The sequence below is a fragment of the Serinicoccus profundi genome, assembly GCF_008001015.1.
In the GTDB taxonomy this organism is placed as follows: Bacteria; Actinomycetota; Actinomycetes; order Actinomycetales; family Dermatophilaceae; genus Ornithinicoccus; species Ornithinicoccus profundi.
The window spans coordinates 880,705-904,828 of sequence record NZ_CP042862.1 but is presented as its reverse complement, the minus strand read 5'-3'; the positions used below and the strand labels follow the sequence as shown (position 1 = coordinate 904,828).

The following is a 24,124-nucleotide window of genomic DNA, read 5'->3' as shown; positions in this document are numbered from 1 at the left end:
GTGGGAGAGCTGCGCGAGCACTGGGTCAACCTGCGGACCGCCTCCCCGAGCCACCTGCGGGTGCGGCTCGTCGCCCTCCTCGGTGCGGTCGGCTACGCCCTGTGCCTCGTCGCGGCCGGCGGCGGCGGCCCCGTGGCCTGGATCGGCACCGTCGTGCTGGGCGCCCTCGTCGTGGTGCAGCCGAACGGCATCATGCCCGCCTTCTTCCTCCTCTGGGCGATCGCGGCGTGGTGGGCCGGGGTGCCGGGGCCGTGGCACTGGGCGCTGCTCCCGGCCGCGTGGAGCCTGCTGCTCGTGCACACGAGCGCCGCCCTCGCGGCCTCCGTGCCGCCCCAGGCGACGGTGCCGCGCGCCGTGCTCCGCCGGTATGCCGTCCGCGTGGGTGTCGTCGCGGGCGTGGTGACGGTGTTCTGGGCGCTGGCGGCGCTCGCGTCCGGGGCGCAGGAGGGCGGTGGCCCGGTGCCCTCGGTCCTGGGGCTGGCGCTGCTCGCCGCCGGCCTGGCCGGCTATGCCCGGCTCCGCCACCTGCACCGTCAGGACGACCTCTGATCGGGCTCCCTATGCTGGCCGCCATGGCTGACCAGTGCGCAGAGAGGACCCCGCGATGAGCGAGCGCGACTCCCGCCCCCGCTTCCCCCGGTCCGTCTACGCCCTGGGCACCGACCCCGACCCGCGCTTCAGCCTGGCCAACGAGCGCACCTTCCTCGCGTGGATCCGCACCGCGCTGGCCTTCCTCGCGGCAGGCGTCGCGCTCGAGGCGCTGGCGGTGCCGATCGCGCCGGGCTACCGGCTCGCGGCCTCCGCCGTCTTCGTCGTCCTCGGGATGCTCGCCTCGCTGCAGGCGTGGGTGGGGTGGTTCCGCGTCGAGCGTGCCATCCGGGAGGGCCGCACCCTGCCCCCACTGACCATCGGCTCGGTCATCGCGGTCGGGGTGCTGCTGGCCACCCTGCTCGTCGCCATCGGCCTGCTCGTATGACCGAGCAGCTGCGCCGCCCCTACGACCCCGGCCTTCAGCCCGAGCGCACGCTCCTGGCCTGGCGCCGCACCGCACTGGCGCTGGCGGTCGTCTCGGCGGCCATCGCACGGTATGCCGGCGACCAGCTCGGGCTCGTCCCGGCGGCAGCGGTCGGCGCGGCGGGGGTGGCCGGCGCGGCCTGGGCCTACCACCGGGCGACAGCGCGCTACCGCCGCGTGCACGTCTGGCTCCACCGCAAGGACACCCTGGCCGAGGACGGCCTGGCCTTCGCGGCCGCCAGCCTCACGCTGGGCCTCGTCGGGGTCGCCGCCGCGGTCTACGTGCTGCGCACGGGGCTCGAGCGCCTGGGCTGAGGATGCGTACGCAGCGGCACCGCCGCACGCGCGCTGCACCTGGGACCACCCGACACGTCGTCGGCGGGCACGGCATACCCGGGACGACCCGGCAGCCCGCCGGACCGACTGTGCACCCGACGTGCGTCAGGCGCTCTCCTTGCGCTGCTGGCGCTTGCGGGGCGCGACCTCGCGCCGCACGATCGTGGGGTTGACGTTTTCCTGCACGACCTCGCGGGTGATGACGACCTTGGCGATCTCGTCGTCGGACGGGACGTCGAACATCACGGGCAGCAGCACCTCCTCGAGGATGGCGCGGAGCCCGCGGGCGCCGGTGCCGCGCAGCAGCGCCTGGTCGGCGATCGCGTCGAGCGCGTCGTCGGCGAACTCCAGCTCGACGCCGTCGATCTCGAACATCTTCTGGTACTGCTTGACCAGCGCGTTGCGGGGCTCGGTGAGGATGTTGACCAGGGCGTCGCGGTCCAGCGGGGAGACCGTGGTGATGACGGGCAGCCGGCCGATGAACTCCGGGATGAGACCGAACTTCATCAGGTCCTCGGGCAGGACGTCGCCGAAGTGCTCCCCGACGTCCTTGGCCGACTTGAGCTCGGCACCGAAGCCCAGCCCCTGCTTGCCGGTGCGCGACTCGATGATCTTCTCCATGCCGGCGAAGGCGCCACCGACGATGAAGAGGACGTTGCCGGTGTCGATCTGGATGAACTCCTGGTGCGGATGCTTGCGCCCACCCTGCGGCGGGACGCTCGCGACGGTGCCCTCGAGGATCTTCAGCAGCGCCTGCTGCACGCCCTCACCGGAGACGTCGCGGGTGATCGAGGGGTTCTCGCTCTTGCGGGCGATCTTGTCGATCTCGTCGATGTAGATGATCCCGGTCTCGGCCTTCTTGACGTCGAAGTCGGCGGCCTGGATGAGCTTGAGCAGGATGTTCTCGACGTCCTCGCCGACGTAGCCGGCCTCGGTCAGCGCCGTGGCGTCGGCGATCGCGAAGGGGACGTTGAGCATCCGGGCCAGGGTCTGGGCGAGGTAGGTCTTGCCGCACCCGGTCGGGCCGATGAGCAGGATGTTGGACTTGGAGATGTCGACGGCGTCGTCGCCGGCGCTCTTGCCCTCACCGGCCTGGATGCGCTTGTAGTGGTTGTAGACCGCGACGGCCAAGGCCCGCTTGGCCGGGTCCTGCCCCACGACGTAGTTCTGCAGGAAGTCGAAGATCTCGCGCGGCTTGGGCAGCTGGCCCAGCCCCAGGTCGCTGGACTCCGCCAGCTCCTCCTCGATGATCTCGTTGCACAGGTCGATGCACTCGTCGCAGATGTAGACCCCCGGCCCAGCGATCAGCTTCTTGACCTGCTTCTGGCTCTTGCCGCAGAAAGAGCACTTCAGCAGTTCGCTGCTCTCGCCCATGCGTGCCACGTGGTCGTCCTTCCTGGCGTCGGCCGGTGGTCCAGGGGACGAGCACGGGCTCGCCCCTGTGTTCCCCCGACGCTACCTTGCCGGGGCGGGTTTCGGCACGGTTTTCCCGGCGCCGTCCGCGTGTTGGGCCCTCCGTCCGCTGTCAGCGGAACCCCGTGACGGCGTAGAGCCCGCGGTCAGCCCCGCGAGGACGAGCAGGACAGGGAGCAGAGCCACGAGGTAGCGCGGCCGGGCCTCGAACAGGGCGAGATAGCCCGTCAGCGCCAGCAGGCTCACCCAGCAGGCGACGACCCAGGGCCGGGCCCGGGCTCGCCAGAGCCCGAGGGCGGTGAGGAGAAGGGTCGCCGTCCAGAGGCTGTGGAGCACGGGAGCCACCACCTGGCGGTATGGCTCTCCGGAGCCGATGAACCAGGCCTGGACCGGGCTCCACCGCTCCGGGAGGAGGCCGGGCTTCTCCCGGTCGACACCCTCACCGTGGGCCCAGAAAGTGCCATCGCCCCACGTCCAGGCGATCTTGCGGGTGGTGAAGGAGAGATTTCCGACCACGCCCCGTTCCAGGACCTGGGTGCGGATCTTCTGGCGGGAGATCTCCCGGCGCAGCTCCGGGTCGCGCTCGTGCTTCATCGCCGACGCATGCTCCCAGTTCCAGCCCCCGTAGACGCGCGTCGGCGACGGGTCCTGAGAGTCGTAGGTCCCCATGGCCAGGAAGTGCTCCACCGGGTAGGGATCCTGGATCTGCTCGAGCCGCTCGGCCGGCAGCTGCGTCAACCTGGCAGCCGCCGTCGTGGTGGCTGCGACACCAGCACCCAGCGCCACCGCGCCGCCCACGACGGCAGCCACGGCCACCGTGGCTCCCCGTCGGCGCGCCAGAGCGGGCACCAAGGCGAGCGCTCCGCAGGCCAGGGCGATGGCATACACCTTGATCGAGACCGCCGCGACGAGCGCGGCGAGCGCCACGACCCACCAGCGTCGGCGCCGGGTCACGTCCGCTCGGACCGCGGCCCAGAGGCACACCGCCACGAACGTCGCAGCCGGCACGTCGGAGTAGGGGATGGCGGTCTGGGCGTTGAGGCCCAGCAGAGCCGTCGCCAGGGCCTGTACGGGAAGCACGGACCCCGGTCGGTCGAGCAGCACCATCGTGGCGCCCAGGCACCAGATGATGACCCCGACCCCCAGCCCCTGGAGGAGCAGCATCGACACCACGGGCGAGAGTCCGAGCTCGGCCCCGAGCATCGCACCAGGGGTGAACAGGGCCAGGATCGGGACGTTGTTGGGGTACTTCGAGAAGTAGTTGTGGCGCCCCTGCGTGAGCGGCTCACCGGCCACCAGCTCCTCGACGCCCCACACGACCTGGCGGGCGTCCCAGCCGAAGTCGATCTGAGCGAGCGGCAGATGAGCCAGCACGAGCAGGCCGCCGACCGCGGCACCCACAGCAACCACCCGCCGCGGACGACGCTGCACCAGGCGGGCGACGGGGGCGGAGCGGCGGCGTCCCAGCCACCAGAGCACCAGGACGAGCGCGGTCAGGATCCACACCGTCCTCGCCGACAGGACGAACCAACTCGTGACAGGGGCGACCACGGCGGACACCGCGAGCACGAGCAACAGCAGGCCCATGCCGCGTTGCGCCCAGCTCAGCAACCGCATCACGCCCAGTCGCCCTCGGTGCTCACGGTGAGCCGCCGCGGCCCTCAGTCCTCCAGCGACCCCTTGCGCGAGTTGAGCACCTCATCGACCAGGCCGTAGTCCTTGGCCTCGGCGGCGGTGAGGATCTTGTCGCGCTCGATGTCCTTCTGGACCTGCTCGACGGTGCGCCCGGAGTGCTTGGCCCAGGTCTCCTCGAGCCAGGTGCGCATGCGGAGCACCTCGTTGGCCTGGATCTCGATGTCGGACGCCTGACCGTAGTCGCCGCCGGCCAGCGCGGGCTGGTGGATGAGCACCCGCGCGTTGGGCAGCGCGAACCGCTTGCCCTTGGCGCCGGCGGCCAGCAGGACGGCCGCGGCCGAGGCAGCCTGGCCGACGACGAACGTCTGGACGTCCGGCTTGATGTACTGCATCGTGTCGTAGATCGCCGTCAGCGCGGTGAAGCTGCCGCCGGGGCTGTTGATGTACATGAGGATGTCGCGGTCCGGGTCCTGGCTCTCCAGCACGATGAGCTGGGCGATGATGTCGTCGGCCGACGCGTCGTCGACCTGGACACCGAGGAAGATGATCCGGTCCTCGAAGAGCTTGGTGTAGGGGTCCTGGCGCTTGGTGCCGTAGGACGTGCGCTCCTCGAACTGCGGGAGGATGTAGCGGCTGCTCGGGGCCAGCGGCGCGGGGACGCCACCACGAGGCTGCTGGGCCGGGGCGCCCATCCAGGCACCACCGGCATACGGGCTCTGCTGCTGGGGGTAGGTCATGGTGAGATCAGCTCTCTTCTCGCGTCGGGTGGCCGGTCAGGAGGTGGGCGACGACGGCGCGTCGTCGGAGCGCTCGTAGACGTGGTCGACGAAGCCGTACTCCTTGGCCTCGGCCGCGGTGAACCAGCGGTCGCGGTCGGAGTCGCGGGTGATCTGCTCCACGCTCTGGCCGGTGTGCTCGGCGATGAGCTCGGCCATCTGCTTCTTGATGTGCAGCATCTGCTCGGCCTGGATCTTGATGTCGGAGGCGGTGCCACCGATGCCGCCCGAGGGCTGGTGCATCATCACCCGGGCGTGCGGCGTGGCGTAGCGCTTGCCGGGCTCGCCCGCGGAGAGCAGGAACTGCCCCATCGAGGCGGCCAGGCCCATCGCCACGGTGGCGACGTCGTTGGGGATCCACTGCATGGTGTCGAAGATCGCCATACCGGCGGTCACCGAGCCACCCGGGGAGTTGATGTAGAGCCAGATGTCCTTCTCCGGGTCCTCCGCGGCGAGGAGGAGCAGCTGGGCGCAGATCGCGTTGGCGTTGTCGTCGCGCACGTCCGAGCCGAGGAAGATGATGCGTTCCTTAAGCAGCCGGTTGTAGATCTGGTCGTCCAGACCCGCCGGTGCCGGGCGCTCTGCCATCGTGGTGTCGTCAGTCATGTGCTGCTTTCCCTCGCTTCGTCCGGGGTATGCCGTGCGGCACGTGTGCTTGTCAGTGACCCTAACGCCCGGCCCCGTCGTGAAACTCCCCTACCGGGGCCGTGTTCGCCGTGAGCGCACAACGACGCCGACCGGCCGGCGCGGCGACGCTCCGCCACGGTGGACGTGGCCGAGCCCGTCGATGCTCCCCCGGGCGATGGCCTCCCACGGCACCGGGGAGCGCCCGGCCGTGCGAGGCTTGGCTGGTGACCCAGACGCTGCGCACCGACCGGACCTGGCTGGTGGCCCTGGCCGCCTCGTTCTGGGGGCTGTCGGCCCTCTGGCGAGGACCGCTCGCCCGCGAGCTGCCCTCCCTGGCCATCGTCTTCTGGGAGCACGTGCTCCTCACCCTGATCCTGCTGCCCTGGCTCCTCCCGGCGCTGCGCCGCTGGCGGGCCAGCAGCCTGCGGACGCAGGTGAGCGTCCTGGTCATCGGGGCCGGCAGCTCGGCGCTGGCGACGACACTGTTCACCGCTGCCTTCCGCCTCGGCGACCCGATCACGCCCCAGGTCCTGCAGAAGCTGCAGCCCTTCATCGCCCTGGCCCTGGCGGCCGTGCTGCTGGGTGAGCGCCTGCGCCGGTCCTACCTGCTCTTCCTCGCACCGGCCGTGATCGGGGCCTGGCTCATGACCTTCGCCGACCCCTTCGCGGTATCGGTGAGCTCGGCGCAGGCGGCGTTGCTGGCGCTCGGGGCTGCGGCCCTGTGGGCCGCCGGCACCGTCCTGGGACGAGCCGCCAGCGCCGAGCTGCGCTTCGTCGACCTCACCGCGCTGCGCTTCGCCGTCGGTCTGGTGACCCTCGCCGTCATCGCCGCCCTCACCGGGACGCCCCTGGCGGTCCCGCTGTCCGCGGCCCCGTCCATCCTCGCCCTCGCCCTCCTCCCCGGGCTCGCGGCGATGACGCTCTACTACCTGGCGCTACGGCATACCCCGGCGTCGCGGGCGACCCTCGCCGAGCTGGCCTTCCCACTCACCGCCGCCGCCGTCGGGGTCATCGCCTTCGGCAGCCGGCCCGGGCCGACCCAGTGGCTCGGCATGGCCCTGGTCGTCGGCAGCGTCGTCGCGCTCGCGCTGCACGAGCGACGGGCGGCCGAGCCGTCCGTGCGCGCCCCCGAGCGCGCCGGGGCGCTCCTGCCCTGACCGCTCCCCTCACCACGCAGAAGCGCGACTGCACCGGGTATGCCGTGAGACCGCCCTCATGGGCGACATATCCGCTGCAGTCGCGCACCCACCACCGGGCCGGGCTCGCCCGACCGCCCGCAGGAGCTCAGCCCCGCCCCGGGAAGTGGCGGCGCCACTCATCACTCGGGGGTCCGAGCGGGATGCCCCGCGCGGCGAAGATCCGCCGCAGACGCTCCACCGTGCGCCCTGGCGTGCGGTAGATGTCTGCGCCGACGAGCATGACGATGCGCCACCGAGCGTCCTCGAAGTCCTCCCTGCAGCTGCTCGGGCGTGATCCGGCGCCTGGTCACGAGGCTGTCGCCCAGCACCACCAGGTCGACGAGGTCGAGCAGGCGGGCGCAGTCGAGGAAGGTGTCCATCGGTGTGGTGACCCGCTGGCCCCGGAAGACCACCGGCTCCCGCGACGAGGCGTGCACGACGAGATCCTCCCGGGCAGACCGAGGCCGCCCCGTCGGCACGCTGACGTGCGGGCGCACCGCGTGCGGGACGACGCCGCCCCAGAGCTCGGCCGCGGTGTGGTGGGACACGAAGGCGTCGGCCGGCGCGACCAGCAGCACGGCCCGGGCGAGCACGTAGCCGTCCACCCGCACCTGCTCCCTCCCCGTGGGCGCAGAAGTGATGCACACCCCACCCTGAACACGCAGAAGCGCGACTGCACCAGGTATGCCGTGAACTCGCCCTGCTGGGCGGCATACCCGGTGCAGTCGCGCACCGTGCGTAGGGGGTCAGGCCTTGGTGTCCTCGACGACCTCGGCCTCAGCGCCCTCGTCGTCCCCGGCCTCCATGACCTGGTCGCCCGGCTCGACGTCGGCGTCCTCGTCGTCGCCCTCGATGGCGTCCAGGTCCACGACGTTGCCCTCGGTGTCGGTGACCTTGGCCTGCTCGAGCACGTTGGCGAGCGCCTTGCGGCGACCGACCTCGGCGACCATGGCGGGCACCTGGTTCTGCTGGTCGATCTGCTGCGCGAACTGCTGGGCGTTCATGCCGTACTGCTGCGCGGTCATCATGATGTACTCGATGAGCTCGCCCTGGTCGACCTCGACCTCGTCGCGCTTGACCAGCGCGTCGAGCAGGAACTGCGTCTGCATCGCCTTGGTCGTCGACTCGGTCACCTCGGCGCGGTGCTCGTCGTCCTCCAAGCGGTTCTCGCCCTCGAGGTGACGGTGCACCTCGGCCTCGACGAGGCTGTCCGGCACGGGGATCTCCACCATCGCGAGCATGGCCTCGAGGACCTTGTCGCGGGCAGCGACGCCCTGCTCGAAGCGCGCACCCTGCTCGGCCTGCTGGGCCAGGTCGGCGCGCAGCTCGTCCATGGTGTCGAACTGGCTCGCCAGCTGGGCGAACTCGTCGTCCAGAGCGGGCAGCTCGCGCTCCTTGGCGGCCTGCACGGTCACCGTGACGTCAGCCTTCTCACCCTTGCGGTCGCCACCGGCGAGCGGGGACTGGAACTCCACCGTCTCCCCGGCCTTGGTGCCGCGCAGCGCGGTGTCGAGGCCGTCGAGCATGGTGCCCGAGCCGATCTCGTAGGAGACGCCGGTCACCGAGTCGATCTCCTCGTCGCCGATCTTTGCGGACAGATCGATCGTCAGGTGGTCGCCGGTCTTGGCCTTGCGCTTGATCGGCTTGAGGGTGCCGAACCGCTCGCGCAGGTTGTCGATGCGGACCTGGAGGTCCTCCTCGGAGGCCTCGGTCGGCTCGACCTCGACCTCGATCCCGGAGAAGTCGGGCAGCTCGAACTGCGGCACGATGTCGACCTCGGCCTCGAACGCGAGGTCCTGGCCGTCCTCCATCGGCAGCGAGGTGAGGTTGACCTCGGGCTGGCCGAGGGGGGTGAGGTCGTTCTCGGTCATCGCCTGCGTGTAGTACTCCGGCAGCGCCTCGTTGACGGCCTCCTGCACCACGGCTCCGCGCCCGAATCGCTGGTCGATGATCCGGTTCGGGACCTTGCCCTTGCGGAAGCCCGGGATCTGCACGTTGGCGCCGATGCTCTTGTAGGCGGCGTCCAGCCGGGGCTGGAGGTCCGCGGCGGGGACCTCCACGGTCAGCTTGACCCGGGTCGGGGTCAGGGTCTCGACAGCGCTCTTCACTGCTGGTTGCTCCGTTGTCATGTCGGGGGTATGTCGTGGCTCGCCGGGCACAGCTGCGGCCGCGGGCGAGCACGCGGATCAGCACCATGCTAGGTGGTCGGGGTAGCCGGATTCGAACCGGCGGCCTTCCGCTCCCAAAGCGGACGCGCTACCAAGCTGCGCCATACCCCGTCGGGGGGCGGCGTCACGGTCGCCCCGGGTGAAGGGTTTAGACTAACTGCTCGGCCGGCCGCGAGACGACTTCGTGCTGGTCACGCGGGTGTAGCTCAATGGTAGAGCCCCAGTCTTCCAAACTGGCTACGCGGGTTCGATTCCCGTCACCCGCTCCATCCCCGTCCGGCCTCGGCGCACGGCGGTCGGCTCAGGCCTGCTGGCGCCGGGTCGCCTCCTCGAGCTGGTCCAGGGCAGTGGCGAGTTCCTCGGCCCGGCGCTCGAGCGGCTTCACCTGCGCATCGTCGAACTCCTCGAAGGTCGACATCGACACCTGCTGGCGGACGACGACCATGCTGAAGTTGGCCAGGATCTGCCGCCAGTGCTCGACCGCCCGCACCCCGGACTCCGCGCCGTAGGACACCAGGGCGGCGGCCTTGCCGGCCCACTCGGGGTACAGCCAGTCGACGGCGTTCTTCAGCGCGCCGGGCACGGAGTGGTTGTACTCCGGGGTGACCAGGACGAAGCCGTCGCAGGCGTCGATCGCGGCGCTCCAGGCGAGCACCGAGTCGTGGGGGTACTTCTTCTTGGCCCCTCCGGGCACCTTCTCCCACTCCAGCAGCGGCACGTCGAAACTCTTGAGGTCGACGAGCTCGTAGGTCACCTCACCCTCGCGCTGCGACGCGAGCTCGTGCACCCACCTCGTCACGCTCTCGCCCTTGCGTCCGTCGCGGACCGATCCGGTGATGATGCCGATCTTCATCGGCCCATCACAGCACGTCCGGGGCATCGGGGACGGGTCGACAGCCGCCGCGACGTGTGGTTTGGTGAAGAACGCCAGCGGTGCCCGACCCGGGTGCCGGAACCGATGGGAAGGATGGCCCCGATGGGTTTCATGGACAAGGCCAAGGACATGGCCAGTCAGCACGACGACAAGATCGACCAGGGCGTCGAGCAGTCCGGTGACTTCGTCGACGACAGGACCGGCGGCGAGCACTCCGAGCACGTCGACAAGGCGCAGGACTTCGCCAACGAGCGGGCCGACCAGTTCGGTGGGGTCGAGGGCGAGGGCGGCGGGGAGAACCCCGCCTGAGCGCTCCCAGCCCGACGCCGAGAACCCCCGCCCTGACACCGGGCGGGGGTTCTCGTGTCGCAGCTCAGGCCAGCGGGGGCAGGGTCCCGTCGGCCTCGTAGGCGCTCATCATGTCGATCCGCCGCTGGTGGCGCTCGTCGCCCGAGAAGGGGGTCGCGAGGAAGGCCTCGACGATGGCCCGTGCCTCCTCCTGGGTATGCATCCGCGCACCGATCGCGACGACGCGGGCGTCGTTGTGCTCCCGGGTGAGCCGTGCGAGCTCGGGGTTGTAGGCGAGGCCGGCACGGATGCCGGGAACCTTGTTGGCCGCCATCTGCTCGCCGTTGCCCGAGCCGCCGAGGACGATCCCGAGGGAGTCCTGATCCTCGGCGACGGCCTGTGCGGCACGCAGCACGAAGACGGGGTAGTCGTCCTGCGCGTCATACCCGGCCGGTCCGTGGTCGACCACGTCGTGGCCCTGCTCACCGAGCCACGTGACGAGGTCGCGTTGCAGCTCGTAGGCCGCGTGGTCGCCGCCGATGTGCACCCTCATGTCGACCTCTTCCTCAGCTGAAGTCCGGGCCCACGCTGCGGGTCCGCTTGATCTCGTAGAAGCCGGGCGTGCCCGCCACGAGGAGGCAGCCGTCCCACAGTCGGCCGGCGGCCTCGCCCTTGGGGGCGGGGGTGACGACCGGCCCGAAGAAGGCGACGTCCTCGACCCGGACGACCGGGGTGCCCACGTCGTCGCCCACGAGGTCGATGGCCCGCTGGTGGCTGGCGCGCAGCGCCTCGTCGTGGGCGTCGGTCTCCCCGGCGCGCGCGAGGTCGGCGTCCAGGCCCAGCTCCTCCAGGACCTCCACGGTGATGGCGTCGAGGTCCTCGCTGCCGCGCCCGTCGAGGTGGATGCGCTGGCCGTAGGCGTCGTACATCTTCTTGCGCAGGTCGTTGGCCTCGTCGTCGGTGAGGTCGGCCGTGGCAGCGATGATGGTCCGGACCGGGCCCCAGGCGCGGTCGAGCATCGCCTGGTAGTCCTCGTCGAGGTCGCGGCCCTCGTTGAGCACCGACAGGCTCATCACCGACCAGGTGATCTCGAGGTCGCGGACCTGCGCCGCCTCGAGGAGCCAGCGGGAGGTCATCCAGGCCCAGGGGCAGAGCGGGTCGAAGAACATCTCGGCGTGTGTCGTCATGACGCCATCGTCCCACCAGGCCGACGCACCGCGTCGATCGGCCCGGGCCGTCACTCGTGACGGATGTGCTGGGTCGCCGAGGTGGCCCCGAGCAGCCAGGAGGCCGCCCCGCCGGCCGCCCCGGTCAGGCCCAGCCCCAGCCAGACCGGCCACAGTCCTCGTAGGGCCGCCCAGGCGGGGGACGTGCCGGGAATGATCATCGTGGCGCTCAGCACTCCGAGCAGCGAGGCGAGCACGGACAGCACGACGAGCGGGGCCAGGATCGCCAGGAGGGCGGCGCGGCGCAGCGTGCCGCGCGGCGTCCCGAGCGCCCACAGCACCGATGTCACGCGGGCCCGTTCGATGTGGTCCGAGACCGCACCCGTGAAGACACCTGCCGCCGCGGTGAGCATCGTCAGCACAGCTCCCCAGGTCATCAGCCAGTAATAGCGACGCAGACCACCGTCGAAGCCCTCCTGGGAGCTGGCGCGCGTCGTCACCTGCGCGGTGGGATCCACGGCGAGAGCGAGCTCGCGGACGTCCTCCACAGCCTCCGCATCGCTCAGCCCGACGGTCACGAGGGTCGGCCGGAAGGCCGACGCATCCAGCTCGGCGGTGCCCACGTCCACGATGATCTGGGGCCGGTCGACGGCAGCGGGGGACGTGCTCAGGCTGACCGCCCGGTCCACGGGGAGGGCCAGCGACGAGGGCGCGTCGAAGTCCGGGACGGCGACCAGAGAGGTCACCTCGGCAGGGGGCAGGCCGGTGATCTCCACCTCCCCTGCGCCGGCCAGCTCGGACTCCGCGAGGGGGGTCTGGCTGACGGCACGGCCCGAGCATGACGACGGATCCATGGCGGCGGCCTCGACGATGGCCTGACAGTCCCCGATCCAGACGGCCAGGGCGGACCGTCCGGTCTGGACCTGGCCCGTCACCACCGCAGCCACCGCCTCGACCTGAGCAAGACCGGCGATCCGCTCGACCAGCTGCTGGACCTGCGGGGGCGGGGACGCCAGCAGCTCGACCGAGACCGTGTCCGCGGACTGCTCGATCACCGGTTGGTCGCGGTAGGAGGCGTCGACGGCCGTCGGGAAGGCGATGACGAAGGTCGAGGCGACGAAGACGGCCAGGACAGCGGTCGAGACCATCCTGGCGGCCGCACGAGGGGCCGCCGCGAGGGACCCGCCCGCGAGCAGGGCCGTACCCCGCGAGGAGCGGAGCAGGGCGGCCCCGATCCCACGGCATAGGGCCGGGGCGACGCACAGCAGGAAGACCGCGCCGGATGCCATGGCCGCCAGGACGGCCTGTGACCTGGGCAGCACCCCGGACGCCCCACCCACGACACCCGCGAGCAGGACGAGCACCCCTGCGGCTGCCCACCGCCAGGTGCCACCGGGCTCACGGGCGGTGACCCGTGCCGCCAGCGGCTCCTGGACGGTGCGCCTGGCCGTGCGGACCGAGATGGCTGCCACGCCCAGGGGGAGGAGGAGAACAGTGAGGACGGTCACCGGCCACGGCGGCACGAGGTCGGCGGCGAAGGGCGCTGGCGCTTCGACGACGAGCGGCGCCACCAGCCCGCGCACCAGCAGGAAGGCACCCAGGCCGACGGCCGTGCCGAGCACGGCACCCGTCGCCGCCTCAACGGCGACCAGCCGGGTCAGCAGACGCCGTGGTGCCCCGGCGATGACCAAAGCCGCCGTCTGGCGCTGGCGGCTCCGGCTCGCGGCCCTCGTGGAGACATAGGCCAGGAGCAGGGGCGGGGTCAGCATCGCGACACCGGCGAGCGTCAGGGTCAGCGCCAGCGTCGCCGGCAGGGTGGTGCCACGTGACACCGCCAGGCTGAGCACCGGAACCGCGACGGGCGAGAGCTGGTCGGGCTCTGTGCCTCGCACAGCCATCAGGGCGGTGGGGCCGGCCAACGCCTCGGGTGCGAGCATTCCGGCGCTGCGACCGTAGCGATCAAGGTCGTCCCTGGCCGTCAACAGGTCGTGGAGGGCAGGTGACAGCATGACGTCACCGGGGTCCGGGAAGCGACCCACCCCCGACGGCGGAGGTATGCCCGCACCGTGGACAGCCGTGTTGACCACGAGAACATCCAGGCCCCCCACCTCGTCTCGGACGGTGTTCACCATGACGTAGTCCGGGTCCTGTTGCGGGTCTGCCTGTTGCGTCCAGTCCGCGGGCTGCGTCCAGGCGAGACGGTTCTCCTGCCGGTCGAGGGCCACCGGGATGCTGGCGAGGAAGAGGACCACCAGGGTCGCGAGCGCCACCGTCGACAGGAGCACGCCGCCGAGCAGCCACTGCCACGGCCCCGCCCCCCGCCACAGCCGGCTGAGCAGCCACCGGGTCATCGTGTCCGGCCGCCGGTGACGAGTCGACCGTCGGACAGGTGGAGGCGCCGGTCAGCGGAGTCTGCGATGCGGTCGTCGTGGGTGGCGATGACGACGGTCGCGTCACGAGCGCGGGCCGCCTCCAGAAGCAGGCCCAGCACGGCGCGGGAGGCTGCGGTGTCCAAAGCACCGGTGGGCTCATCCGCGAGGACCACCACCGGGTCGAGCGCCAACGCCCTGGCGATGGCCGTCCGCTGTTCCTGCCCTCCCGACAGCTGGTGCGGATAGTGTCCTGCCACCTCCTCGATGCCGAGTTCCTCGAGCAGGCCGTGGGCGGTGGCCGTGGCCGACCCCCGATCCCGGCCGCTGAGCAGGAGGGGGAGACGGACGTTGTCGAGTGTCGTCAGCTCCCCGACGAGCTGCCCGAACTGGAAGACCAGCCCGATGTGAGCGAGACGGAAGGACGTGCGCTCGTCCTCACCGAGGCCCCAGATGTCGGTACCGTCGATGGTGATTTCACCGCTCTCCGGCGCCAGGAGCCCGGCCAGGATGAGCAAGAGGGTTGACTTCCCGGAACCGCTGGCACCGGTCACCGCCACCACCTCCCCGGGCTCGGCCGAGAGGGCCATGTCGCTCAGCACGGGTCGGTGCCGGTAGGCCTTGGAGAGCCCCCGGCACCGCACCCCGACCGATCGCGGTCGGTCGTCCCGCACCTCAGACGTCGAACTCACGCAGGAAAATGTACGCGTTCGTCCCGGCCCGCCATGGGAACGTGAAGTAGACGCGGGTCCCCTTCGGACAGGCACGCGGGCTGTAGTCCGTGGCAGGAGAGACGTTGTAGGTCGCGTAGACCTGGGCGCACTGACCGTCACTGGCGGTGTCCAGGACGTTACCGTTCACACGGATGTTCCCGCTGGTGTCTCGGCACTCTCGCACCTGCGCCTCTGCTCCCGAGGTCGTGATGATGTATGGCGCACCGCAGGCGCCGGGCGGAGGTGGCGGGGGAACGGCGGCCATCTCGGCAGCCGGAGCCTGCGGAGCGGTCGGCTGCACACCGGCCGCGGGCATCGGCGAAAGGACCGCGGTGGTGAGGAGGGCCGCGACGGAGAGAGTGATGAACTGGGTCAACTGGGTACGTCTCATGACAGAGATCCGATCACTAACGTGAAGAGGGTGGTGATGCGGTCCAGCGGTTGCCTGCAAGACCAGACGATGAACGCGCCGCGGACATCCGCCCATGTCGACACATCGGACATCCCACAATGAGTATCCCCCCCCCCGGGGCCGCGGGAAGCAACAAGATTGTCGGACTTGGAAGGTGAATTTCCGGTCAAGATTGGGTCAAGAGCATCTTGCCCCGTAGACGAGGTCGGCTGCGACCGTCGTGGGGTACGCCACCTCGGAGCCGGGCGCCGCATACCCTGAACCCGTCCGCAGACCCGACATCCCCCTGGAGGCCATCGATGCCCGGCACGAACCTGACCCGCGACGAGGCGTCCGCCCGCAGCGAGCTGATCGGGACCCGGTCCTACGCCGTGGTCCTGGACCTCACCTGCGGCGCCGAGACGTTCGCGACGAGCAGCACGGTCCGGTTCACCTGCCGCCGCCCCGGGGAGTCGACCTGGATCGACTTCGTCGGGCGCTCGGTGGAGCGGGTCGTGCTCAACGGCACCGAGCTGGACCCGGCCCAGGTGTGGGCCGAGGGGCGGATCACCCTGCCCGACCTCGCCGCGGACAACGAGGTCGTCGTCGAGGCGACCGGGACCTACATGAACACCGGCGAGGGGCTGCACCGCTTCGTCGACCCGGCCGACGGCGAGGTCTACCTCTACACGCAGTTCGAGGTCCCCGACAGCCGACGGATGTATCCCGTCTTCGAGCAGCCCGACCTCAAGGCCACCTTCACGTTCACCGTCACCGCGCCCGCCCACTGGCAGGTCATCTCCAACGAGCCGACCCCCGAGCCGACGTCCGCCCCGGCGGCGAGCGACGGCGCCGAGGCCGCGACCTGGGCCTTCCCCGCGACGGCGCGCATCTCCTCCTACATCACCGCGCTCGTCGCCGGACCGTATGACGTCGTGCGCGACTCGGTGAGCACCCGCGCCGGCGAGGTGCCGCTCGCGGTCTTCTGCCGCAAGAGCCTCACCCCCCACCTGGACGCCGACAACATCCTCGACGTCACCAAGGCCGGCTTCGCCTTCTTCGAGGAGGAGTTCGACTGCGCCTACCCCTTCACGAAGTACGACCAGATCTTCACGCCGGAGTACAACATGGGCGCGATGGAGAACGCCGGGTGCGTCACCATCGTCGAGAACTACATCTTCCGGTCCAAGGTCACCGACGCGATCGTGGAGCGCCGGGCGTTGACGATCCTGCATGAGCTGGCGCACATGTGGTTCGGCGACCTCGTGACGATGACCTGGTGGGACGACCTGTGGCTCAACGAGTCCTTCGCGGAGTGGGCCTCGACAACGGCCCAGGCCGAGGCCACGCAGTGGCAGGACGCCTGGACGACCTTCGGCACCGCCGAGAAGGCGTGGGCCTACAAGCAGGACCAGCTCTCCTCGACCCACCCCGTCGCCGCCGACATGGTCGACCTCGCGGCCGTCGAGGTGAACTTCGACGGCATCACCTACGCCAAGGGCGCCTCGGTGCTCAAGCAGCTGGTGGCGTATGTCGGTCGCGAACCCTTCCGCGACGGGCTGCGGGCCTACTTCGCCAAGCACGCCTGGGGCAACACGACCCTGCGCGACCTGCTGGTCGAGCTCGAGGCCACCAGCGGGCGCGAGCTCGCGTCGTGGAGCAAGGTGTGGCTGGAGACGGCCGGCGTCAACACCCTGACGCCCGAGGTCGAGGTCGCGGGCGACGGCACCATCGCCGCGCTCGCCCTCGTGCAGACCGCACCGTCGGAGCACCCGACGCTGCGACCGCACCGGCTGGCCGTCGGCTGCTACGACCTGATCGACGGCACGCTGCGCCGCACCCGCCGGGTGGAGCTCGACGTCGACGGCGAGCGCACCTCGGTGGAGGAGCTGGTGGGGCAGCCGATGCCCGACCTGCTGCTCGTCAACGACGACGACCTGGCCTACGCCAAGATCCGGCTCGACGAGCGCTCGCTGGCGACCGCGCTGAGCCACCTACGGGCCTTCGAGGCCTCCCTCCCCCGCGCCCTCGTGCTCGGCGCCGCCTGGGACATGACCCGCGACGGCGAGATGGCCGCCAGCGACTACGTCCGGCTCGTGCTCACGGCGCTCCCGGGCGAGACCGACTCGACGTTGTTGCGCGTGCTCATCCAGCAGGTCAGCGCCGCGGCGCTGACCTACACCGCGCCCCAGCACCGCGAGCGCGTCGTCGCGGACCTGACGGCCGGGCTGCGCGAGAGCGCGCTGGCCGCGGAGGCGGGCAGCGACGCCCAGCTGCAGCTCATCACGGCCTGGGTGTCCTTCGCGCGGTCCGAGGACGACCTGGCCCTCGTGCGCGCCATGCTCGCGGGTGAGCGGGAGATCGCCGGGCTGACCGTGGACCAGGACATGCGCTGGACCCTGGTCACCGCCCTCGCGACGGCCGGCGCCGCCGGTGAGGACGAGATCGTCGCCGAGCGGGAGCGGGACAACACCGCGACCGGCAACGAGAAGGCCGCGCGGGCGCGCGCCGCCCAGCCCACGCCGGAGGCCAAGGAGGTCGCCTGGGTCGACGCCGTGGAGACCGCCGGGCTGTCCAACTCGGTCCTGGCGGCCATGGCGCTCGGCTTCGGCCGGGTGCACGACGCGACCCTGCTCGAGCCCTTCGTCGCGCGCTACCACGACGTCGTCGCCCGGGTCTGGGACGAGCGCACCCACCACATCGCGGAGTCGCTCGCGGTCGGCTTCTACCCCCTGGCCGTCGCCTCGCCCGCGCTGCTCGAGGCCAGCGAGGCCTGGCTGGAGGCCCACCCGGAGGCCTCCAACAGCCTGCGCCGCACGATCGCCGAGAACCGCGACGGCGTCGCCCGCGCCCTGCGGGCCCAGGAGGTCGACGCCGCGAGCGCCTGACCGGGCGGCGCGGCATACCGGGGCCACGCCCGGATCCGCGCCCCTCGAGTCGCGTCCGTCACACGCGCCACAGGCTGCTCGGAAATCGGGATCTGCGCGGGTCGTCATCCCGCGCAGATCCCACTATCCCCGGCAACCCGGTGCTCCTGGGACCGGTGTGACCTCAGGGGATGCCGCCCCATGGGCCGAGGCGCGGGCACGGCGGGGCAGCGCTGAGTGGGCGGCTGCGGGCGGAGCGGGTCCCCAGGCTCAGCACGCGGCAGGGTCGGTCAGCGCGGGGCGCCGCTCCCGGCCCTGGCCCACCGCACCCGCGCAACTCACGCTCGTCACACCCGCCACAGACTGCCGGGATATCAGGATCTGCGAGGGGCGTTCCCTCGCGCAGATCCCACTTTCCCCGGCAACCCGTTGCCGCTGGGACAGGCGTGACCTCAGCTGTATGCCGCCTCGCCAGCCGAGCGCGCCTCGCCCCGTCCGCGCCCGCTCAACTCCCGTCCGTCACACGCGCCACAGACTGCCTGGAAGTCGGGATCTGCGGGGGTCGTGATCCCGCGCACATCCCGATATCCCGGCACCATGGTGCGCACGGGACCGGTGTGACCGTAGGGGTATGCCGTCTCACGGACCCGGGCCGGGGCGCGGACCCGGCGGGGCGGGTCCTCGGGGTCGGTGGAGCGGGTCCCCGGGGTCAGCACGCGGCAGGGCGGTCAGCGCCCGGCAGCCTCGCCCCCGGCAGCCTCGCTCCTCGCCGCACCACCGGCCGGACCCGTGCGGCCCGTGCCTTCCTCGACCGTCCGGGCGAGGCGGCGGGCGGTGCGCCAGGTGATGAGCTCCTCGAGCAGCACCGGGCGACCCTCGGGGCCTGCGAGGGGCACGCGCCAGTTGGGGTACTCCTCATCGGTGCCGGGCTGGTTGATGACCCGCTTGTCGCCGGCGAGGTCGCTGATGCTCACGCCCAGCAGCTTGGCCGGGGTCCGGGTGAGGAAGGCGTGCAGCGCCTCGACCTGCTCCTCCACCCCGGCTCCCTCACGCAGCAGCCCCCGGCGACGCAGGTCGGTGAGCACCTCCTCGCGGGAGCGCTCTTCCTCCTCCTGCTCCTCCTCCAGGGGCCGGTCCAGCAGGCCCAGCCGCGAGCGCAGGTCGATGTGGACGCCCTCGAGGTAGCCCGCGGTCGGCGGCAGGTCGTGGGTGGTGACCGTCGCCAGGCACAGCTCGCGGTAATCCTCGGGGTCCAGCAGCCCCCCGTCGCCGTCCCAGTCGCGCTCGAACCACAGGATCGAGGTGCCCATCACCCCGCGGTCGCGCAGGTAGTCGCGCACCCACGGCTCGACCGTGCCGAGGTCCTCACCGACGACGACGGCACCGGCCCGGTATGCCTCGAGCAGCAGGATGCCGATCATCGCCTCGTGGTCGTAGCGCACGTAGGTCCCCTGAAAGGGCTCGTCGCCCTGGGGGATCCACCAGAGGCGGAAGAGCCCGATGACGTGGTCCACCCGCAGCCCGCCGCTGTGGCGCAGCGCGGCGCGCACCATCTCGCGGTAGGGGGCATACCCCAGCTCGGCGAGCTTGTCCGGGCGCCACGGCGGCTGCGACCAGTCCTGCCCGAGCTGGTTGTACTGGTCCGCGGGCGCCCCGACGGTCACCCCGCGGGCCAGCGCGTCGCCGAGCCCCCAGGCGTCGGCGCCGTCCGGGTGGACCCCGACGGCGAGGTCGGAGATGACGCCCAGCGCCATCCCGGTGTCGAGGAGGTCGCGCTGCACCCGGCCGAGCTGCTCGTCCAGCACCCACTGCAGCCAGCAGTGGAACTCCACCTCGTCGGTGTGCTGCTGCCGGTATGCCTCGACGGCCGCACCCCGGGCGTCCTGGAGCTCGGTCGGCCACTGCCGCCAGAAGGTGCCGTGCTCCTGGCTGATCGCGCACCAGGTGGCGAAGTCGACCAGGCCCTGACCCTCCCGCCCGACGTAGGCCTGGAAGGCGCGGGTCCGGCGCAGGGCGCGCGGCTGGCGGTAGATCAGTCGCAGCGCCGCCTCCTTGGCCGCCCACACGGAGGCGCGCTCGAGCACGTCGAGCGCGAGGTAGCGCTGGGCGTCGTCGGCGTGCCACTCGATGAGCTGGCGCTGGGCGGAGGAGAGGTAGGCCACCTCGGGCACGTCCTCGACCCGGATGTAGAGCGGGTTGACGAAACGGCGGCTCGTCGGGAGGTAGGGCGAGGGCTCCATCTCCCCCACCGGCTCGGCCGCGTGCAGCGGGTTGACCAGCACGAAGTCGGCGCCGAGCCCCGCGGCCCAGGCGCCCGCCTCGGCGAGGTCGGCCAGGTCGCCGATCCCCCACGAGTCGCCCGAACGCATGGCGTAGAGCTGGGTCATGAGACCCCACGCCTGGGCGCCCTCACGGCCCAGACCGGCGGGCAGCTCGAGCCGGGGCGGCGTCACGACGAGCGTCATGCGCGCCTGCTCGCCGCTGGCCCGGACGACGACCTCGTGCCACCCCAGCGGCAGGTCCGCGGGCACGTCGAGCAGGACCTGACGCACCACGCGGCCGCCGACCTCGCGCCGCTCCTGCTCCTCGCCCAGCGCCAGGTCGTGCTCGGCACCGTCCTCGGTATGCAGCGTCGCGATCGGCTGCGCGTCCTCGGCGACGTGGACGGGGACGACGGGCCGCTCCCCGCGGGCGAGCACCACGGCCGGCGGGAGGAGCCGGTGCCACTCACGCTCCTGGACCCGGGCGAGCTCGCGCCCGACGAAGTCGCCGCTCACGTCGACCCCCAGGGCCTCCAGGACGGCGACGACCGTCTCGTCGGGCACGTGGGCGTGCCGACCCTGCCAGTCCCAGAACTCGGTCGCGATGCCGTAGGCAGCCGCCAGACGGTCGAGGGAGGGGGTGCGCTGCGTCACGAGGGTCGAGCCTTTCGGGTGGGGTCGGTCGGCCCCAGTCTCTCAGGAGATCGGCCCCGCCAGACAGCCTGCCGCGCGGCGTGACGCCGGATCCTCCCGGGCGGTTCTCGGCATACCTCCTCGTGGGCGTGACAATGGGAGGTATGCCTCGCCTGGACCTGCCCTTCGACTCCTGGGACGCGACCGTGGACTGGCTCCTCGGTGCCCCGCTGCGGATCGTGCTCATCCTGCTCTTCGCCGTGGTGGCGAGGTGGGCCGCGCACCGCGCGATCCGTGGCGTCGTCGATCGCGCTGCGACCCGCGCCGACGACCACGAGCGGTCCTCGCTGGAGCGGGTCTTCGACAGCGCGGCCGGGGTGCGCCGCGAGCGTCGGCGCCAGCGGGCGCTGACGATGGGCTCGCTGCTGCGCAGCATCGCGACCTTCGTCATCGCGACGGTGGGGCTGCTCACGGTCATGGCCGAGCTCGGTATGCCGCTCGCCCCGTTGCTGACCTCGGCCGGCATCGGTGGCATCGCGCTCGGTTTCGGCGCGCAGGCGCTGGTCAAGGACTTCCTGTCCGGGATCTTCATGATCATCGAGGACCAGTACGGCGTCGGGGACCTCATCGACACCGGTGAGGCGGTCGGCACCGTGGAGGAGGTCAGCCTGCGCGTCACCCGGCTGCGCGACGCGAGCGGAGTCGTGTGGTTCATCCGCAACGGCGAGATCATCAGGATCGGCAACAAGAGCCAGGGGTGGGCGGTCGCCACGATCGACATCCCGGTGGCGTACGACGAGGACCCCGCCAAGGTCATCCCCATGCTCCGGGAGGTCTCGGCCGCGGTGTATGCCGACCCCGAGTGGTCGGACAAGCTCCTGGAGGAGCCGAGCGTCGCCGGCGTCGAGTCGGTGTCGGGGGGCACGATGACGCTGCGGATCTTCGCCAAGACCAGGCCGGGCGAGCAGTGGGGGGTGCCCCGGGTCATCCGGGAGCGGGCCAAGGAGCGCTTCGACACCGAGGGGGTGCGGGGCCCGCGGATCTCGCCGTTCGGCGACGCGCAGCCCTGAGGTCGCCCTGCGGTCAGCCGATCCGGATGACAGGATGGCTCGATGGCAGGGACGCCGCAGGGGATGTCCGACCGCTCCGCGCTGGTCGCCGAGCACGGCGCGTCCCTGCACCGGCTGGCGGCGATGCTCACCGGCAACACGGACTCGGCCACCCGGCTGACGGCACTCGCACTGGCCCAGGCCCCGGCGAGCGCCGGTGCCCGTGAGCTGCGTCAGGCGACGGTGCGGGCCTACCTGCGTACCGCGCCGCGGCGCACCGAGCGCGCCGTCCCCACCGACGTGCGCGACGCCGGGGACGCCCTGGAGCGGTTGCTCCCCCGAGAGCGGGCCGTGGCCACCCTGAGGCTGGTCGAGGGCGCGAGCACCGCGGACGTCGCCAGGATGCTGGCCCTCTCTCCCGAGAAGGTGACGCGGCTGGAGCCGACGACGCCCGGCCTCGATGCGGCCCTGATCGCGATCGGCGACCGCTACGCCCTGGCCGGCCCCGAGCTTGACGCAGAGCTGGAGCCCGCGGTCGCGCACGCGCCCCCGGCCCCACCCGCTGCGCGCTCCCGGTGGTGGTGGGCGGCCGCTGCGGCCCTCCCGCTCGGGCTCCTGGCGGGGTATGCCCTCAGCCTCAACGACGGCGCCGAGGAGGACCTCGAGGCCGACGCGTCGACGACCGCGCCGCCGTGGGGCGCGCCGGTGGATCTCACCGAGGCCGGCTTCGAGCTCGACGACGGAGAGCCGCCGGGCGGCGCCGCTGGCCTGCGGCTGACGGACACCATCGAGGTCGCCGCGGGGCGCACCGCACAGGTCGAGCTGGACGCCGGAGAGGCGTGGTACGGCGGCCCGTCGGCGACGTTCGCGGTCCTGTGGTGCGACATGCCCCCGGCCGACGACCCCAACCTCGACACCCCGACCGGCGAGATCGCCGTGGCAGGCACGACGATCAGCGTGCCGTGCGCCGGCACCCAGGGCACGCCCGCGGTGAGCCTCGACCACGTGGTGGCGCTGCCTCCTACGGGCCAGGCGGAGGTCCGGGTGGAGGGCGACCTACCACCGGAGGGCCGCGCGCTGCTCGCGATCTTCGCCGAGAACTCGGACTTCGCCAACGCTCCCCTCCCACGCGGCGACCTGACGGTGGGACCGCCGGTCCCGGAGGGCGCCGTCACCGTCGACGATGAGGGCCCGTCGATGCCCTACTACTCCAACCTCGCGCGCCGCGTGGCGCTGCTCGAGATCGGACCGGGCAGCACCGTCCGGGTCTGGGCCGGGCGCACCGGCGCACTCACGGTGATGGTCGACGGCGTCCCGGTCACCGATGACGGCGACCTGGCGCGCCACTCCGGCGCGGCCATTGACTGGAGGGAGCAACGGCCCGACGTGCGCGACGGCCGGTGGATGATCCACGCGCCCGGCATGGCCCGGGAGTTCACGGTCCCGGCCGAGCTGCTCCCCGAGCGCGGGCGGCGGTCGGCCACCGTGGAGGTCCTCGCGGAGGGCAACGACGAGCACGTGCAGGTCGTCGTGACCGATGCCGCCGAGGAACAGTCCGACCGCGCCGCGCTGCCGCGTGCCGCAGGATCGGCGCGGGCACCCGAGCTCATCTCCGGCCACCGCCTCGTCGGTGCGTGGGAGACACCGATGGACGGGCTGGAGCGCGAGCTGCTCGACGCCCCCGGGCAGAGCGAGGCATTCTGGTTGATGCTGGGCGCCGACGCCACCGAACGGAGCGTGCCCTGGTTGCCGTTCGGCGAGGGCGCGGTCCGCGGCGCCGAGGGCTTGACCTCGCTGTGGATCGTCAGTGAGGCCGGGGAGCTCTCCCGTGCCCTGCAGGAGTCGTGGATGATGGGTGGCCAGTGGGCGGAGGTCGACGCCTTGCCCGAGGTCGACGGCCTGCGCGTGACGGCCCCGGCGACGCCCGACCACCCATTGGGCACCCTCCTGGCCTACGAGCCGGTCCCCTACGAGGACTTCGACTTCGCCGCCGCCGCGGTCCCCACCAGCAGCTGGCTGACCGGTGAGGAGCCCTCGAACTCCCGCTTCCCGCCGACCTCGCCCCTGGCCACGATCTCCGGCGACGACCTCGACGAGGACGGCACGGCCACCGTCACCCTCCGCAACGGTCAGCTGGGGGCGCGGATCGTCACCGAGGGGCGGGGCCGGATCCACTTCGAGCTCGACGGTCGACCGGTGGAGCTGCTGCAGCGCACCGACGGGTGGTGGTCGAGCTGGACCGATCGGGCGGTCACCTCCGAGACCGACCTCAGCTGGGGAGGGACGGGCCTTCCCGGAGACGTCGAGCTCACCGTGACCGTCGAGGACTACGACGACATCCTCATCGACGTGTTCGGCCCGTGAGC

General features: G+C 71.8%; 21 protein-coding genes and 2 tRNA genes. 9 read left to right on the top strand and 14 right to left on the bottom strand.

The features are described 5' to 3' along the window. From FA582_RS04250 to FA582_RS04240, 3 genes are read left to right on the top strand one after another with little or no spacing between them, the layout of a single operon-like run. Entirely contained in the window at positions 1-549 is a 549-nt protein-coding gene (locus FA582_RS04250) for a hypothetical protein (protein WP_010148869.1), read from the top strand. Positions 550-604: 55 nt separating this feature from the next. After that, entirely contained in the window at positions 605-976 is a 372-nt protein-coding gene (locus FA582_RS04245) for a YidH family protein (protein WP_010148870.1), read from the top strand. Continuing rightward, entirely contained in the window at positions 973-1,329 is a 357-nt protein-coding gene (locus tag FA582_RS04240; protein ID WP_010148871.1) for a DUF202 domain-containing protein, read from the top strand. The genes FA582_RS04245 and FA582_RS04240 overlap by 4 nt, the downstream gene beginning before the upstream one ends. Positions 1,330-1,455: 126 nt before the next feature. Here the strand turns inward: FA582_RS04240 and clpX are convergent, their stop codons facing one another. From clpX to FA582_RS04220, 4 genes are all read right to left on the bottom strand, one after another. Beyond that, positions 1,456-2,733 (bottom strand): ATP-dependent Clp protease ATP-binding subunit ClpX, encoded by a 1,278-nt coding sequence (gene clpX, locus FA582_RS04235; RefSeq protein ID WP_010148872.1) that lies wholly within the window; start codon positions 2,731-2,733, stop codon positions 1,456-1,458. Positions 2,734-2,805: 72 nt separating this feature from the next. Further along, entirely contained in the window at positions 2,806-4,380 is a 1,575-nt protein-coding gene (locus FA582_RS04230) for a glycosyltransferase family protein (RefSeq protein ID WP_141567730.1), read from the bottom strand. A 44-nt stretch (positions 4,381-4,424) separates the two neighbouring features. Continuing rightward, complete coding sequence (locus tag FA582_RS04225) at positions 4,425-5,090, bottom strand: ATP-dependent Clp protease proteolytic subunit (protein ID WP_029541666.1); 666 nt, start codon at positions 5,088-5,090, stop codon at positions 4,425-4,427. 81 nt (positions 5,091-5,171) lie between these two features. Then, positions 5,172-5,780 (bottom strand): ATP-dependent Clp protease proteolytic subunit, encoded by a 609-nt coding sequence (locus tag FA582_RS04220; RefSeq protein ID WP_010148875.1) that lies wholly within the window; start codon positions 5,778-5,780, stop codon positions 5,172-5,174. 245 nt (positions 5,781-6,025) lie between these two features. Here FA582_RS04220 and FA582_RS04215 point away from each other — a divergent pair, with 245 nt between their 5' ends. Beyond that, positions 6,026-6,958, top strand: coding sequence for a DMT family transporter (locus FA582_RS04215; RefSeq protein ID WP_010148876.1), 933 nt, complete (start codon positions 6,026-6,028; stop codon positions 6,956-6,958). Between the two features lie 161 nt (positions 6,959-7,119). Here FA582_RS04215 and FA582_RS04210 read toward each other — a convergent pair whose 3' ends face one another. The 3 genes from FA582_RS04210 to FA582_RS04200 form a co-directional block, all read right to left on the bottom strand. After that, positions 7,120-7,626 (bottom strand): hypothetical protein, encoded by a 507-nt coding sequence (locus FA582_RS04210; protein WP_147899740.1) that lies wholly within the window; start codon positions 7,624-7,626, stop codon positions 7,120-7,122. Positions 7,627-7,725: 99 nt separating this feature from the next. Beyond that, a complete protein-coding gene (tig, locus tag FA582_RS04205; RefSeq protein ID WP_010148880.1) occupies positions 7,726-9,087 on the bottom strand; it encodes a trigger factor in 1,362 nt (453 codons plus the stop codon). Positions 9,088-9,181: 94 nt separating this feature from the next. Further along, a tRNA-Pro gene (locus FA582_RS04200) sits at positions 9,182-9,258 on the bottom strand. Between the two features lie 84 nt (positions 9,259-9,342). Between FA582_RS04200 and FA582_RS04195 the strand changes: the two genes are divergently transcribed. Continuing rightward, positions 9,343-9,416 (top strand) — tRNA-Gly (locus FA582_RS04195). Between the two features lie 32 nt (positions 9,417-9,448). Here the strand turns inward: FA582_RS04195 and FA582_RS04190 are convergent. Beyond that, complete coding sequence (locus FA582_RS04190) at positions 9,449-10,000, bottom strand: NADPH-dependent FMN reductase (RefSeq protein WP_010148881.1); 552 nt, start codon at positions 9,998-10,000, stop codon at positions 9,449-9,451. Positions 10,001-10,123: 123 nt separating this feature from the next. Between FA582_RS04190 and FA582_RS04185 the strand changes: the two genes are divergently transcribed. Continuing rightward, positions 10,124-10,330, top strand: a complete 207-nt coding sequence (locus tag FA582_RS04185; protein WP_010148882.1) for an antitoxin — start codon at positions 10,124-10,126, stop codon at positions 10,328-10,330. 64 nt (positions 10,331-10,394) lie between these two features. Here the strand turns inward: FA582_RS04185 and FA582_RS04180 are convergent, their stop codons facing one another. The 5 genes from FA582_RS04180 to FA582_RS04160 are packed head-to-tail and all read right to left on the bottom strand — an operon-like array spanning position 10,395 to position 14,948. Then, positions 10,395-10,862 (bottom strand): ribose-5-phosphate isomerase, encoded by a 468-nt coding sequence (locus FA582_RS04180; RefSeq protein ID WP_010148883.1) that lies wholly within the window; start codon positions 10,860-10,862, stop codon positions 10,395-10,397. 13 nt (positions 10,863-10,875) lie between these two features. After that, on the bottom strand, positions 10,876-11,496 hold the full coding sequence (locus FA582_RS04175; RefSeq protein ID WP_010148884.1) for a mycothiol-dependent nitroreductase Rv2466c family protein: 621 nt from the start codon (positions 11,494-11,496) through the stop codon (positions 10,876-10,878). Between the two features lie 50 nt (positions 11,497-11,546). Continuing rightward, positions 11,547-13,826, bottom strand: a complete 2,280-nt coding sequence (locus FA582_RS04170) for an FtsX-like permease family protein (RefSeq protein WP_010148885.1) — start codon at positions 13,824-13,826, stop codon at positions 11,547-11,549. Next, positions 13,823-14,536, bottom strand: a complete 714-nt coding sequence (locus FA582_RS04165) for an ABC transporter ATP-binding protein (protein ID WP_051125224.1) — start codon at positions 14,534-14,536, stop codon at positions 13,823-13,825. Before FA582_RS04165 ends, FA582_RS04170 begins: the two co-directional genes overlap by 4 nt. After that, positions 14,520-14,948: a hypothetical protein gene (locus tag FA582_RS04160; protein WP_010148887.1), complete on the bottom strand. Its 429-nt coding sequence runs from the start codon at positions 14,946-14,948 to the stop codon at positions 14,520-14,522. Before FA582_RS04160 ends, FA582_RS04165 begins: the two co-directional genes overlap by 17 nt. Before the next feature lie 320 nt (positions 14,949-15,268). Between FA582_RS04160 and pepN the strand changes: the two genes are divergently transcribed. After that, on the top strand, positions 15,269-17,836 hold the full coding sequence (gene pepN / locus FA582_RS04155) for an aminopeptidase N (RefSeq protein WP_010148888.1): 2,568 nt from the start codon (positions 15,269-15,271) through the stop codon (positions 17,834-17,836). Positions 17,837-18,543: 707 nt separating this feature from the next. On the opposite strand, the gene malQ is transcribed toward pepN, so the two are convergent. Next, positions 18,544-20,730, bottom strand: coding sequence for a 4-alpha-glucanotransferase (malQ, locus tag FA582_RS04150; RefSeq protein ID WP_010148889.1), 2,187 nt, complete (start codon positions 20,728-20,730; stop codon positions 18,544-18,546). Between the two features lie 143 nt (positions 20,731-20,873). Between malQ and FA582_RS04145 the strand changes: the two genes are divergently transcribed. Next, positions 20,874-21,779, top strand: a complete 906-nt coding sequence (locus tag FA582_RS04145) for a mechanosensitive ion channel family protein (protein WP_010148890.1) — start codon at positions 20,874-20,876, stop codon at positions 21,777-21,779. 42 nt (positions 21,780-21,821) lie between these two features. Further along, positions 21,822-24,122: a hypothetical protein gene (locus tag FA582_RS04140; RefSeq protein WP_010148891.1), complete on the top strand. Its 2,301-nt coding sequence runs from the start codon at positions 21,822-21,824 to the stop codon at positions 24,120-24,122. The last annotated feature ends 2 nt before the right edge of the window (positions 24,123-24,124 follow it).

Bases quoted from the DNA above. Each gene is read 5' to 3' on its own strand.
- FA582_RS04245 (WP_010148870.1), top strand. From the start codon at position 605: ATGAGCGAGCGCGACTCCCGCCCCCGCTTCCCCCGGTCCGTCTACGCC.
- FA582_RS04240 (WP_010148871.1), top strand. From the start codon at position 973: ATGACCGAGCAGCTGCGCCGCCCCTACGACCCCGGCCTTCAGCCCGAG.
- FA582_RS04230 (WP_141567730.1), bottom strand. From the start codon at position 4,380: ATGCGGTTGCTGAGCTGGGCGCAACGCGGCATGGGCCTGCTGTTGCTC.
- FA582_RS04225 (WP_029541666.1), bottom strand. From the start codon at position 5,090: ATGGGCGCCCCGGCCCAGCAGCCTCGTGGTGGCGTCCCCGCGCCGCTG.
- FA582_RS04220 (WP_010148875.1), bottom strand. From the start codon at position 5,780: ATGACTGACGACACCACGATGGCAGAGCGCCCGGCACCGGCGGGTCTG.
- FA582_RS04190 (WP_010148881.1), bottom strand. From the start codon at position 10,000: ATGAAGATCGGCATCATCACCGGATCGGTCCGCGACGGACGCAAGGGC.
- FA582_RS04185 (WP_010148882.1), top strand. From the start codon at position 10,124: ATGGGTTTCATGGACAAGGCCAAGGACATGGCCAGTCAGCACGACGAC.
- FA582_RS04180 (WP_010148883.1), bottom strand. From the start codon at position 10,862: ATGAGGGTGCACATCGGCGGCGACCACGCGGCCTACGAGCTGCAACGC.
- FA582_RS04175 (WP_010148884.1), bottom strand. From the start codon at position 11,496: ATGACGACACACGCCGAGATGTTCTTCGACCCGCTCTGCCCCTGGGCC.
- FA582_RS04170 (WP_010148885.1), bottom strand. From the start codon at position 13,826: ATGACCCGGTGGCTGCTCAGCCGGCTGTGGCGGGGGGCGGGGCCGTGG.
- FA582_RS04160 (WP_010148887.1), bottom strand. From the start codon at position 14,948: ATGAGACGTACCCAGTTGACCCAGTTCATCACTCTCTCCGTCGCGGCC.
- pepN (WP_010148888.1), top strand. From the start codon at position 15,269: ATGCCCGGCACGAACCTGACCCGCGACGAGGCGTCCGCCCGCAGCGAG.
- FA582_RS04145 (WP_010148890.1), top strand. From the start codon at position 20,874: ATGCCTCGCCTGGACCTGCCCTTCGACTCCTGGGACGCGACCGTGGAC.
- FA582_RS04140 (WP_010148891.1), top strand. From the start codon at position 21,822: ATGGCAGGGACGCCGCAGGGGATGTCCGACCGCTCCGCGCTGGTCGCC.